Below are 12,240 nucleotides of genomic sequence, written 5' to 3' on the forward strand. Positions count from 1 at the left end.
GGGCACATGGCCATCCGTCAGAGGAGCTCACGTCTTGTCCCGTCCCCGCCCCACTCGGCGCACCCTGACCGTCACCGCCGCGTTCGTCGCCGCCGCCAGCGCACTGGCCGTCCCCGCCGCGTACTCCACCGACAGCCGCCCCACCGCGCCCCACAACCGGGTGACCGCGGCGACCACCATCACCGAGAACCGGCTGCCGTTCCTCACCCGGTTCGAGGGCGACTTCCACGGCGGCATCACCCACATCGGCAACACCCTGATGACCTGCGACGAGACCCAGCCGCCCGTCGACCCGGCGCAGGCGCCCTGCGTGCAGGCCCGCAACGGCGACGGGCCCCGCCCGATCAACAACAACTTCCAGATGAAGTACATCAACATCGACGGCCCCGGCCACTTCGGCCCGCTCGGCGACCCGATCTACTCCTCCAGCTCCGCCGACCTGCAGATCCCCGAGGGCGCCACCGTCAAGTTCGCCCGCCTCTACTGGGGCGGCACCCGCGGCATCGGCGACACCGTGCTGCCCGAGAGCCAGATCGACGAGATCTACTTCAAGTTCCCCGGCGACGCCCAGTACACCAACATCGCCAACCAGCAGCCCTCCATCGGCTACATCACCACCGACGAGGAGAGCAGCTACCAGGCCTCCGCCGACATCACCGAGGCGGTCCGCAACCACGGCTCCGGCACCTACGAGGCCGCCGACATGGACTCCGTCGTCAAGGCGCACAGCTGGGGCGGCTGGACGGTCGTCGTCGCCTACGAGCGCGAGTGCGAGCCCCTGCGCCACCTGCACGTCTGGGACGGCTTCCAGCCCGAGCTCCCCAACAGCCCCGCCCTCACCGGCGTCCTGAACGGCATCAAGACCCCGGCCACCGGCCCCGTCACCGGCCACCTCGGCTGGGTCGTCTACGACGGCGACCACAAGTGGACCGGCGACACCATGGACATGAAGTCCACCAACGGCCCGCTCACCCGCTTCAGCGACGCCCTCCACCCCGCCAACGACGCCTTCACCTCCAACCTCGACAACGCCGACCCGGCCCAGCGCTTCCCGCGCAACCCCGCCTACCCCAACACCTTCGGCTACGACGCCAACCGCTGGGACGTCTCCCCGTACCTGCGCAACGGCGACACCGACATCAGCGTCACCGTCAACACCGAGGGCGACGGCTACAACCTCGGCGTCTTCTACGCGGACGTCGACATCGACCCGGCCACCCTCCGCACCGCCAAGGCCCAGCCCCGCTCCGCCTGGAGCGGCCAGCAGTAACCCCCGCCCCGCCCCCGCCCGGCCCGCCGCAGAGCACACCCGCGGCGGGCCGGGCGCGTTCGGGGCGGGCGCGTCCGGGCCGCCCCGGGCCCGGTCGGCGCAGGGCCGACCGGGGGAAGCGGGGGTTCGCGGGCCGGGGCGGGGGAACCGATGGCGGGTGGACGTGCTCGCTGTGGTGTTCGCGGTGCTCGGAGCCGCCTCCAACGCCGCCGGGACCGCCTTCCAGCGGAAGGCGGCCGCCCGGCTCGACCGGGGCGGGGGGCTGCGCTTCCTGCTCGTGCTGGCCCGCGACCCGGCGTGGGTCGCGGGGATCGCCGGGGTGGCCGGGGCCGCACTGTTCCAGGCGCTCGCGCTCGCCTTCGGGCCGCTCGCCCTGGTGCAGCCGGTGTTCGTGCTGGAACTGCCCTTCGCCCTGCTGATCGCCGCCCCGCTGCTGCACCGCCGGATGCCCGCCGCCGGATGGGCGGGCGTCGCGGCGGTGGTCGGCGGCCTCGCGCTGTTCCTCGGCTGCGCCGCCCCCTCCGGCGCCGAGGACCAGGCGCCGATGAGCCGCTGGGCCCCCGTCCTGGTCGGCTGCCTCGGCACGATGGCCCTGTGCGTCGCGGCCGCCCTGGGCCGCCACCGCAGCCCCGTGTTCCGCGCCGGGGCCCTCGGCACCGCCGCCGCGGTCGGCAACGCGCTGACCGCGGCCCTGCTCAAGTCCGCCACCGGCGCCTTCTCCGACCGCGGCCTGCCCGGCTTCCTCACCGCCTGGCAGACGTACGGCTTCGCCCTCACCGGCATCGCCGCCGTCCTCCTGCTGGAGAACGCCCTCCAGGCGGGCCCGCTGGTCGCCTCGCAGCCCGCCCTGACCATCGGCGACGCCGCCGTCAGCCTGCTGCTCGGCGTGGTGCTGTTCGAGGAGACGATCCGCACCGGCTGGCTGCTCGTCCCCGAACTCCTCGCCGTCGTCCTGGTCGCCGGCGGCGTGGTCACCCTCGTCCGGGCCGTCCCGAACATCCGCGAGACCGCGCACTGACGCACGGTCGGGACGGCGGGGAGGCGGGGAGGTGGTGCGGGGCGGTGCGGGGCGGAACCGCGGCGCGCGGGCGGGCGTTTGTCCTTCACGACGGCGGCCGGGTGATCATGGCCGTCGGCCGACGCCCTGGGAGGAGCGCCGTGACGGACGGTACGGACGGTACGCAGAGCACGCCGGAGGACGGGGCGCCCGCGGGGCCTCGGAGCCGGAACCGGAGCCGGTGGCGGGTGGCGGCGCTGGCGGGCTGCGGGGTGCTGCTGGCGGGCCCGGGCCTGCTCGCCGTGGTGCGGCTGTTCGGGTGGGACGACGGCACCTGGTGGGCGCTGCCGATGGCCGGGCTGCCGTACGCCGCGCTGCTGTCCGTGCTGCTGCTGGGCGCCGCCGCGGCGCTGCGCGAGAAGTGGCTCGGCGGGGTCGCGGCCGTGCTGGTGCTGCTGCAGCTGTGGTGGCTGGTGCCCCGCTTCCTCCCGGACGGGACGGACGCCCCGGCCGGGGCGCCCCGGCTGCGGGTGGCGACCAGCAACAACTACATGGGGCAGGTCTCGCCGAAGGCCCTGGTCGACCTGGTGCGCGAGCAGCGCATCGACGTGCTCGCCGTCGAGGAGCAGAGCGACTCCGCCGCCGACGCGCTGGACGCGGCGGGCATCCGCGACCTGCTCCCGTACCGCGAACACCCCGCGGGCACCGACAGCGCGCTCTACACCCGGCTGCCCGTCAGCTCCGCCGCCGACCCCGCCTGGCCGTACGCCAACCTGACCGTCGACGTCTCCGGCCACCCCGTGCAACTGGTCGCCGTGCACACCTACTACCCGCTCGGCGACACCCGCCGCTGGGCCGACGGCCTGCACCGGCTGGCCGCCGCCGCGCCCGGGCGCACCCGCAACGCCGTCCTGCTCGGCGACTTCAACGCCACCCTCGACCACAAGCCGATGCGCGACCTGGTCGACACCGGCCTGGCCGACACCCACGAGGAGCTTGGCGCCGGACTGTTCCCGACCTGGCCGACGGACCACCCGGACTTCCCCGGCGTCCCGTCGGTGATCCAGATCGACCACGTCCTGCACGGCTCCGCACTGACCGCCGTCGACGTCTCCGAGCACTCCCTGCCGCGCAGCGACCACCGCGCCGTGGTCGCCGAACTCGCCGTCCGCGGGTAGCCCGCGCCGTCGGGGGAGCCGGGGGAGCCGGGGACGGCCCCACACCGTCCCCGGCCCCGCGGGCCCCGCTCCCGGCCGGACCCCCACGGCCGCCGGGAGGCCGACGCCCCCACCCTGCCCCGTGCCCGGCGGGCGGCCGAGGGCCGAACGGTCCCGCCCGGTGGGTCGTTCGTCCCGCGGACCGGACCGGACCGGACCGGACCGGAGCGGAGCGGACCGGGACCGGCCGGGGCGGATCGGGGTGGGAGGGGGCTCGGCGGCGCCGCGGTTGGGCAGACTGGGGAGGTGACTGCCACCCCGCTCGCCAAGGGCGCCAACCTGCCGATCGCCGCCGCCGTCCGGGCCGAACTCGTCCGGCCCACCGGGCCCGGTACCCCCGCGGTGCGCACCGCCGTGCTGCTGCTCGGCGCGGACGGCGGCCCCCGACTGCTGCGCGAACACCAGCACGCCCCCGGCGCCGCGGTCCGGCCCGACGGGACGGACCTCGACCTGGACGCCCTGCCGCCCGGCGTCCAGCGGGTGCTGCTGCTGGCCCTCACCGCGGACGGGAGCGGCCTCGGCGCCACCCCCGGGCTGTCGCTGCTGCTCGGCGACGCCCGCACCGGGGCCGCGCTGGCCCGCTTCGACCCCGCGGCGGGCGCGGAGAGCGCGCTGGTCTGCGGCGAGCTGTACCGGCGCGACGACCGCTGGAAGTTCCGCGCCGTCGGCCAGGGCTGGACCGACGGCCTGACCGGTCTCGCCGCCGCGCACGGGTTCACCCTCCACGAAGCGGAGCCGGAGCCGGAGCCGGTGCCGGTGCCCGCGCCGGAGCCCGCACCCGCGCCCGTGCCGCTGCCGCTACCGCTTCCGCTTCCGCAGGACGTGGCGGAGTCGGCGGAGGAGCGGGCGCTGCCCGTCGACATGCGCAAGCGGCTCACCCTGCGCAAGCAGCAGGTCGCGGTCAGCCTGCGCAAGCACGGCGCCCAGCAGCTCACCGCCCGGGTGGTCCTGGTGCTGGACGCCTCCGGCTCGATGAGCGCCCTCTACCACCGGGGCGTGGTCGCCGACGTGGTCGAGCGGATGGCCGCCGTCGCCGCCCAGCTCGACGACGACGGCACCATGCAGGCCTGGACCTTCGCCTCCCAGCCCGCCCGCCTCCCCGACCTGCGGCTGGCCGGTCTCCCGGAGTGGCTGCGCCTGCACGTGCGGGTCGGCGAGATGTCGCTGTTCGGGCGGCGCCGGGTCCGCGCGCCGATGCCGGACGGGCGGGTCGACATGAAGGCCGTCGGCATCCAGAACGAGGAGCAGAAGGTCATCGCGCAGGTCCGCGACCACGTCCGCGAGAACCCGGCGGACGCGCCGACCCTGGTGCTGTTCTTCTCCGACGGCGGCGTCTACCGCAACGCCGAGATCGAGCGCGAGCTGCGCGCCGCCGTCGAGGAGCCCGTCTTCTGGCAGTTCGTCGGCCTGGGCCGGGGCGACTACGGCGTCCTGGAGCACTTCGGCACCCTCCCGGGCCGCCGCGTCGACAACGTCGGCTTCTTCGCGGTCGACGACATCAGCACCCTCCCGGACCCGGAGCTCTACGACCGCCTGCTGTCGGAGTTCCCCCGCTGGGTGGCGGCCGCCCGCCGGGCGGGGATCGTGCGGCCCTGAGCGCCCGGGCGCTGCGGCGCGTCCGGGGGGCGCGCGGCGGGGCGGTGCCGATCATGGGGTGGTGGACGCGGAGAACGGGAACGGGAACGGGAACGGGAGCGCGGCGGCGGAGCCGGAGCGGCACGCGGGGTGGAACGAGCTGTTCTTCGACCTGATCGCGGTGGCCGGGGTCGGGCAGTTGGCGCACCTGCTGCACTCGGGGCCCGACTGGTCGGCGGCGGGGCTGTACGGGCTGCTGTTCGGGGCGTTCTGGCTGAGCTGGGCGTGCTTCACGGTGTACGGGGACGTGGTCGCCGAGCGGACCAGCTCGCTGGCGCTGTTCCTGGCGATGGCCGGGATGGCGGTGATGGCGGCGGCCGTCGAGGGGGTGCACGAGGACGCCCGGGCGAACGCCTTCGCGCTGGCGTACGTGCTGCTGCGCTGGTACGCGGGGCGGCTGTGGCGGCAGGGGCGGAGCCTGCTGGTGGTGCCGGACTGGCCGGTCGCGCAGTACGGGGCGGGGGCGGTGCCGTGGCTGGTGTCGACCGTCGCGCCGGAGGCCTGGCGGTACTGGCTGTGGGGCGCGGGCCTGCTGGTGGACGCGCTGCTGCTGCTCGTCGCCCGGGAGGACCGGGACCGGGTGGCGGCGCGCTGGGCGGCGCGCCGGGAGCGGCGCGGGGGCGGGCCGGGGGCGCGGCGGCCGTTGCCGGAGCTGCGGGAGGCGGGGGTGGACGCCGCGCACCTGGGGGAGCGGCTGGGCCTGTTCATGGTGATCGTGCTGGGCGAGGGCGTGGTGCAGGTGATCCGGGCCGCGTCCGACCAGGAGCACTGGGACGTCCGGCTGGCCTGGACCGGGCTGGCCGCGATGACGCTGCTGGCCTCGCTGTCGGTGCTGAGCGTGCGGCGCGGCGCGGCCGCGTTCCCGCAGCTGGTCGCGGGCGGGCGCCCGCGCCGGGTGATGCTCTGCCACGCGGTGGGTTCGGCGGCGCTGGCCGCGCTGGCGGCGGGGCTGGGCCGGGCGGTCGAGCACGCGGACGGCGCCCTCCCGGACGACACCCGGCGGCTGCTGTGCGCGGCGCTGGCCTGCTACTTCGCGGTGGCGCTGGCGGCGGTGCTGTCGGTGCCGGAGGGCCGCGGACAGCTGCGCGGCGTCCTGGTGCACACCGTCCCGGCGGTGCTGCTGCCGCTGCTGCTGGCCCTGCTGCCGGTGTCGCCGACGGCCGGGACGGTGGTGCTGCTGCTCCTGCTGGCGACGCTGTGGGCCCGCGGCTACCGGCCGGGGCGGGCGGGGTAGCCGTTCGCACGGAAGGCAACGATAGGGTCACGTTCCGTTCTGTTAAATAGAACTGTTTGTTTGTTCACGGTCAGGCTCTCGGTCGGCTACCCCTCAGCTACCCGACTGGAGTCCCGCGTGAGCCCCTCCTCCGCGCGCCGTCGCGCCCTCGGCGCGGCCGCCCTCGCCGCCACCGCCGCCCTCCTCCTCACCGGCGTCACCACCGGCAGCGCCACCGCCGCCCCCGGCCGGGACGCCGCCGTCGCCCGGGCCCGGGCCAACGTCGCCCAGCACGCCGCGCTGTTCGGCTACGGCCCCGGCCAGGAACTCGTCCTCAAGGACGTGGTGCTCGACCCGGACGGCACCCAGCACGTCCGCTTCGACCGCACCTACCAGGGACTGCCGGTGGTCGGCGGCGACCTGGTGGTGCACCAGGACGCCCGCGGCCGGCTCGCCGACTCCTCCCGCGCCAGGGGCCACGACCCGAAGGTCCCCACCACCCGCCCGGCCGTCCCGGCGCAGCGCAGCGCCGCCGAGGCGCTGGGGCAGGCCCCGGGCATATCCGGCGCCACCTCGGCGCCCGAGCTGGTGGTCTGGGCCGCCGACGGCACCGCCCGCCTCGCCTGGCGCACCACCGTCAGCGGCACCGGCAAGCAGGGCCAGCCCACCGGCCGGGTGGTGGTCACCGACGCCACCACCGGCGCGGCGATCGAGAGCTACGACGCCGAGCACTCCGCGACCGGCACCGGCCACTCCGAGTACACCGGCGACGTCACGCTCGCCACCACCCAGCAGGCGGACGGCAGCTACGCGCTGATCGACCCCGTCCGCGGCCACACCACCAGGGACGCCCACAACCTCTCCGCCAGCAGCGTCAAGGCCACCTCTGGGACGCTCTACACCGACGCCGACAACGTGTGGGGCGACGGCCGGAAGTTCTCCACCGACCGGGCCACCGCCGCCGTCGACGCCCACGCCAACACCGCCTGGACGTACGACTACTACAAGAACACCTTCGGCCGCAGCGGCATCAAGAACGACGGCAAGGGCGCCACCGTCTTCGTCCACGTCGGCACCAACTGGGACAACGCCCAGTGGTCGGACGCCTGCTTCTGCATGATGACCGGCGACGGCAACGGCACCGTCGACCCCGAGCAGGTCGACCTCGACACCATGGGCCACGAGATGACCCACGGCGTCACCAGCGCCACCGCCAACCTCCGCTACAGCGGCGAGTCCGGCGGCCTGAACGAGTCCACCAGCGACATCTTCGGCACCATGGTCGAGTTCTACGCGAACAACGCGGTCGACAAGGGCGACTACCTGTTCAGCGACCAGTCCACCCCGCCGTGGCTGCGCCGCTTCGACCAGCCCTCGCTGGACGGCGGCTCGGCGGACTGCTGGAGCAAGCGGGTCGCCCGCCTCGACGTCCACTACTCCTCCGGCGTCGGCAACCACTGGTTCTACCTGGCCAGCGAGGGCAGCGGCGCCAAGACCCTCGACGGCGTCGCCTACAACTCGCCGACCTGCAACGGTTCGACCGTCACCGGCATCGGCAACCAGAAGGTCGCCGCGATCTGGTACCGGGCGCTGACCGTCTACATGACCTCCACCACCGACTACAAGGGCGCCCGCGCGGCCTCGCTGAACGCCGCCCGAGACCTCTACGGCGCGGGCTCCGCCGAGTACGCGGCGGTGGGCGCCGCCTGGAGCGCGGTGTCCGTGTCCTGACGCGCCGCCAGGCGTCAGGCCCGGTACGCCAGGGCCTGGCGCAGGTGGTGGTCGGCGGTCTCCAGCATCCACTGCCGGTCGGGGAAGTCCCCGGCGGCGATCCGCAGCGGGCCGCCGACCAGGTCCAGGTGCATGGCGTACCGGTAGAAGGCGACGCGGCGCGGGTCCAGGCCCGGGTCGCGCAGCGCCGCGTAGTGCGGGCCGAAGCGCATCCGCGTCCAGCAGTGCTCGATCTCGGGGTCGGCGTACAGCAGGCCCTCGACGTCGATCAGGACGGGCTCGCCGTCCGGCCCGATCAGGACGTGCTCGGGGCCCAGCTCGCCGTGCACCACGCCGAGCCCGGCGCGCGGCTCGACCCCGGCGTACAGGGCGTGCAGCTTCGCGGCCAGGTCGGACTCGGCCGCGGCGGCGCGCGGGTCGTGGGCGACGGCGGTGGCGAGGTTCACCAGCGCCCGGTCCCGGTACGCCCGTTCGCAGCCGTCGCCGGACGGGGCACCGCCGGAGTCGAGCCAGGCGACCCGGCCGAAGGCCGGTGCGCGGTGGGCGTGCATCCGGCGCAGCACCGCGGCGAGGGCGGCGAGGGCGCGGTGCCCGGCGGCCGGGTCGCGGTCCAGCAGGGACTCCAGGGTGCCGCCGCGGACGTCCTCGGCGACGGCGAGCTCGGCCGGGTGCAGGCCGCGGCCGCGGTCGGTGAACAGCAGGCGCGGGGCGCGGGCGCCGACGGCCGCCAGGCGGCGGGTGGCGCCCTCCAGCAGGTCGAGCCCGGAGGCGTGCGAGAACGGGTCCGCCGGGTCGTCGTGGCCGTCCGGGAGCAGGCCGCTCCAGTAGTCCTCGTCCGGGCTCCACAGGTAGACGACCGCGCTGGTGGCGTCGTCCAGGACGACCCGGTAGACGCCCTTCTTGGTGCCGCCGCGCAGCCGGTCGACGGCGGTGATCCGGCGGTCGGTGCCGAAGACCTCCCGGACCACGGGGGCCAGCGAGCGGGCGTCGGCGAACGATCGGTGCGGCGGCGACTGTTCGGTGTCCACCGGCGCAGTCTGCCACCCGGCGGGCGCGCGGCCGGAACGGTTTTCCGGGGGATCCGGCCGCGCGCCCCGGCGGGGTCAGCCGGTGAAGGCCTCGACCAGCGTCCAGGTGGCCAGCACGGCCATGCACAGGCCGCCGACGCGCTGCACGGTGCGCAGCGGGACGCGCTTGGCGATGAAGCGGCCGACCAGCAGGGCCAGCGCGGAGACCGACATCAGGGCGGCCGCGGAGCCGATCGCGGTGGGCAGCCAGCCGTTGGTGGCGGCCAGGTTGGCGGTGGTGATCTGGGTCAGGTCGCCCCACTCGCCGATGAACACCGTCATGAACGCGGTGCCCCACACCGGCCAGAAGCCGGTGACCGTCCTCGGGCCGCCCTCCTCGCCGTCCTCGTCGCCGCCCGAGCGCAGCAGCACGAACGCGCCGAAGCCGAACAGCGCGGCGGAGACCAGCTTGACCGCGACGCCGGGCAGCAGGCCCAGCAGGCTGCCCGCGCCGACCGCGATCGCGACGTGCACGACGAACGCCGCGGAGGTGCCGAACCACACGTACAGCGGGCGCATGCGGGTGCCCATCGCCAGCGAGGCGAACATGGTCTTGTCGGGGAGTTCGGCGAGGAAGATCAGCCCGAAGGCGGTGAGCATCGCCAGGGGGTCGAAGGACATCGGAGCGCTTTCTGCAGGGGCCGGGCCGCAGGGCTCGAACGGCACCGGGCGGGCGACGGGCGAACCTCTCGGCCCGGCGCGACGAGACCTGCCGCACGGTGGGTGCGGCAGGGCCATGCACGGGCCGAAGGTCTCGTCCGTCGCGGCAGTCTCCTGCTGCGACCCACGGGCCGGGACGGGCGAACCGTCCAGTGTGTCGACCGGTGGTGTTTCGGGACTACTCCCCTTCGCACCGGCGAGTCTAGGGGACGGGCGGAGCGGGCGTAAAGCCGCCCCCGACCAGGTGTGGGACGCCTCACCCCGGGCACGCGCGGAGCCGGAACGGAAGGCAGCGAGCGAGGAGATGGACGAGATGGACGAGGTGCCGCAGGGCGGCGCGGGCGGCGTGCCGGACCCCGACTACGCGGGCGACGACTACCGCAGCGAAGGGCGTCCGCCGACCGTCCGCCACGACCGGCACAGCGAGGGCTGGCGCTTCCGGCACGACGCCGGGCGCAGCACCGGGCCGGAGCCGGACGCGGGGGAGGAGCACGAGGTCGAGCAGCCCGGGGCGGAGCCGGACGGCCGCGAGGAGGCCCGCCCCGTCGGGCCCTTCGACGAGGAGCAGGGCGACGCCACCACCGCCGAACCGGGCCGGGCCCGCCGCTTCCGCCCGGACGAGGAGGGCCGCCCCGACGACTGACGGCCCGGCCGGTGGCCCGATCTCGCCCGTTCCCGACCGTGCGGACGGCCGCGAACGGGCGGGAACGGCGGCCCGCGGCACGGCCGTGCCTGGTGGCGGGCGGTGGCGGGCGGCAGTGGTGGACCGCCGGGCGGGCCGGGCCGACCGGAAACCGGACAGAATGCGGCCCGACGGCCGGGCGTCCTTCTCCTGGACACGGAACGCGAGTTAGCGTGACGGTGAGTTAGTTGCCCGAGGCACTCAACTGCGAGGCACTCGATCGCCGGGCCCGCCCCGCCGCGCCCCGACCCCGGTCCCCACCCCCGGAACCGGGCACCCGCGCGACGGCCCGACCCGGCCCGGGAAGGGAACCCAGCATGGCCACCGCCGCCACCACCGCCCACCCCGCCCCCCGCGGCACCTGCCCGTTCGCGCCCCCGCCCGCCTACCAGCAGGCCCGCCGGGACACCCCCGTCACCAGGGTCACCCTCTGGGACGGCACCCCCTGCTGGCTGGTCACCCGCCACCAGGAGGCCCGCGCCCTGCTCGCCGACCCCCGCTTCAGTGCCGACGCCGCCCGCCCCGGCTTCCCCTTCCTCAGCGCCGCCGCCCGGCACATCGGCGCCGGGAAGACCTCCTTCATCCGGATGGACGACCCCGAGCACGGCCGCCTGCGCCGGATGCTCACCGGCGACTTCACCATCCGCCGCACCGCCGCCCTGCGCCCCGCCGTCCAGCAGGCCGCCGACGACCTGTTCGACGCCATGACCACCGGCCGCGCCACCGCCGACCTGGTCGCCGAGTTCGCCCTCCCGCTGCCCTCCCTGGTGATCTGCCTGCTGCTCGGCGTCCCCTACCAGGACCACGAGTTCTTCCAGCGCTGCAGCCGCACCCTGCTGCGCCGCGACAGCCCGATCGCGGAGGTCGTCGCCGCGCAGGACGAACTCACCGCCTACCTCGACGCCCTCACCGAGCGCAAGCGCACCGAACCCGACGACGCCATCCTCAGCCGCCTGGCCGCCCGCGGCGAACTGCCCACCGAGGACATCGGCGCCATGGGCCGCCTGCTGCTCATCGCCGGGCACGAGACCACCGCCAACATGACCGCGCTCTCCGTCCTCGCCCTGCTCCGGCACCCCGAACAGCTCGCCCACCTGCGCGCCCACCCCGAGGCCACCCCCGCCGCCGTCGAGGAACTGCTGCGCTGGCTCAGCATCGTGCAGACCGGCGTCACCCGGGTCGCCACCGAGGACGCCGAGATCGGCGGCGTCCTGATCCGGGCCGGCGAAGGCGTCATCTGCCAGATCAACACCGCCAACCGCGACGAACGCCGCTACCCCGACGGCGACGCCCTCGACCTCACCCGCGACACCCGCCAGCACCTCGCCTTCGGCTTCGGCGTCCACCAGTGCCTCGGCCAGCCGCTGGCCCGGCTGGAACTGGAGATCGCCCTCGACACCCTGCTGCGCCGCCTGCCCGGACTGCGCCTGGCCGTCCCCTTCGAAGAGGTCCGCTTCCGCCACGAGATGACCGTCTACGGCGTCGAGTCCCTGCCCGTCGCCTGGTGAACGTCCCCGTACCCGAGAGGAACCCCGTGATCGTCCACGTCGACCCCGACCGGTGCTGCGGCGCCGGGCAGTGCGTCCTCGCCGCCCCCGAAGTGTTCGACCAGCACGAGGAGGACGGCACCGTCCTCCTGCTCGACCCCCGCCCGCCCGCCGCCCTCGCCCGCGAGGTCGCCGACGCCGCCACCGCCTGCCCGGGAGGGGCGATCCGGTTGGAGGAGGGAACGCCCCGGTAGGCTGCCCGGGCGCCAGGGCAGCAACGA

The 12,240-nt window shown here is 75.4% G+C and carries 11 protein-coding genes; 9 read left to right on the top strand and 2 right to left on the bottom strand.

Translation table 11 applies throughout. The annotated features are described in order from the left end of the window. Positions 1–34: 34 nt before the first annotated feature. The 6 genes from OO57_RS13990 to OO57_RS14015 all read left to right on the top strand — a co-directional run bounded on the left by OO57_RS13990 (position 35) and on the right by OO57_RS14015 (position 8,063). The gene (locus OO57_RS13990; protein WP_033252747.1) at positions 35–1,270 is read left to right on the top strand and encodes a hypothetical protein; all 1,236 of its coding nucleotides are present in this window, start codon (positions 35–37) and stop codon (positions 1,268–1,270) included. Between the two features lie 157 nt (positions 1,271–1,427). Further along, complete coding sequence (locus OO57_RS13995; protein WP_033252748.1) at positions 1,428–2,288, top strand: DMT family transporter; 861 nt, start codon at positions 1,428–1,430, stop codon at positions 2,286–2,288. A 227-nt stretch (positions 2,289–2,515) separates the two neighbouring features. Further along, positions 2,516–3,445: an endonuclease/exonuclease/phosphatase family protein gene (locus tag OO57_RS14000; protein ID WP_234337336.1), complete on the top strand. Its 930-nt coding sequence runs from the start codon at positions 2,516–2,518 to the stop codon at positions 3,443–3,445. Positions 3,446–3,730: 285 nt separating this feature from the next. After that, positions 3,731–5,080 carry a vWA domain-containing protein gene (locus tag OO57_RS14005; protein WP_033252749.1) on the top strand — a complete coding sequence of 450 codons (1,350 nt, stop codon included), beginning with the start codon at positions 3,731–3,733 and terminating at the stop codon, positions 5,078–5,080. A gap of 61 nt (positions 5,081–5,141) precedes the next feature. Then, the gene (locus OO57_RS14010) at positions 5,142–6,353 is read left to right on the top strand and encodes a low temperature requirement protein A (RefSeq protein ID WP_051777597.1); all 1,212 of its coding nucleotides are present in this window, start codon (positions 5,142–5,144) and stop codon (positions 6,351–6,353) included. 117 nt (positions 6,354–6,470) lie between these two features. Next, the gene (locus tag OO57_RS14015; RefSeq protein WP_033252750.1) at positions 6,471–8,063 is read left to right on the top strand and encodes a M4 family metallopeptidase; all 1,593 of its coding nucleotides are present in this window, start codon (positions 6,471–6,473) and stop codon (positions 8,061–8,063) included. A gap of 14 nt (positions 8,064–8,077) precedes the next feature. On the opposite strand, the gene OO57_RS14020 is transcribed toward OO57_RS14015, so the two are convergent. Together OO57_RS14020 and OO57_RS14025 are read right to left on the bottom strand one after the other, a co-directional pair. Further along, the gene (locus OO57_RS14020; protein WP_081973667.1) at positions 8,078–9,091 is read right to left on the bottom strand and encodes a phosphotransferase; all 1,014 of its coding nucleotides are present in this window, start codon (positions 9,089–9,091) and stop codon (positions 8,078–8,080) included. 75 nt (positions 9,092–9,166) lie between these two features. Beyond that, positions 9,167–9,751, bottom strand: coding sequence for a TMEM165/GDT1 family protein (locus tag OO57_RS14025; protein ID WP_033252751.1), 585 nt, complete (start codon positions 9,749–9,751; stop codon positions 9,167–9,169). A gap of 343 nt (positions 9,752–10,094) precedes the next feature. Between OO57_RS14025 and OO57_RS14030 the strand changes: the two genes are divergently transcribed. The 3 genes from OO57_RS14030 to OO57_RS14040 all read left to right on the top strand — a co-directional run bounded on the left by OO57_RS14030 (position 10,095) and on the right by OO57_RS14040 (position 12,213). Continuing rightward, positions 10,095–10,433 carry a hypothetical protein gene (locus OO57_RS14030; RefSeq protein ID WP_033252752.1) on the top strand — a complete coding sequence of 113 codons (339 nt, stop codon included), beginning with the start codon at positions 10,095–10,097 and terminating at the stop codon, positions 10,431–10,433. Between the two features lie 356 nt (positions 10,434–10,789). Further along, entirely contained in the window at positions 10,790–11,980 is a 1,191-nt protein-coding gene (locus OO57_RS14035) for a cytochrome P450 (protein ID WP_033252753.1), read from the top strand. A gap of 26 nt (positions 11,981–12,006) precedes the next feature. Beyond that, positions 12,007–12,213, top strand: coding sequence for a ferredoxin (locus OO57_RS14040; protein WP_033252754.1), 207 nt, complete (start codon positions 12,007–12,009; stop codon positions 12,211–12,213). Positions 12,214–12,240: the final 27 nt, after the last annotated feature.

The organism is Kitasatospora phosalacinea, from assembly GCF_000717185.1.
Taxonomy (GTDB): Bacteria; Actinomycetota; Actinomycetes; order Streptomycetales; family Streptomycetaceae; genus Kitasatospora; species Kitasatospora phosalacinea_A.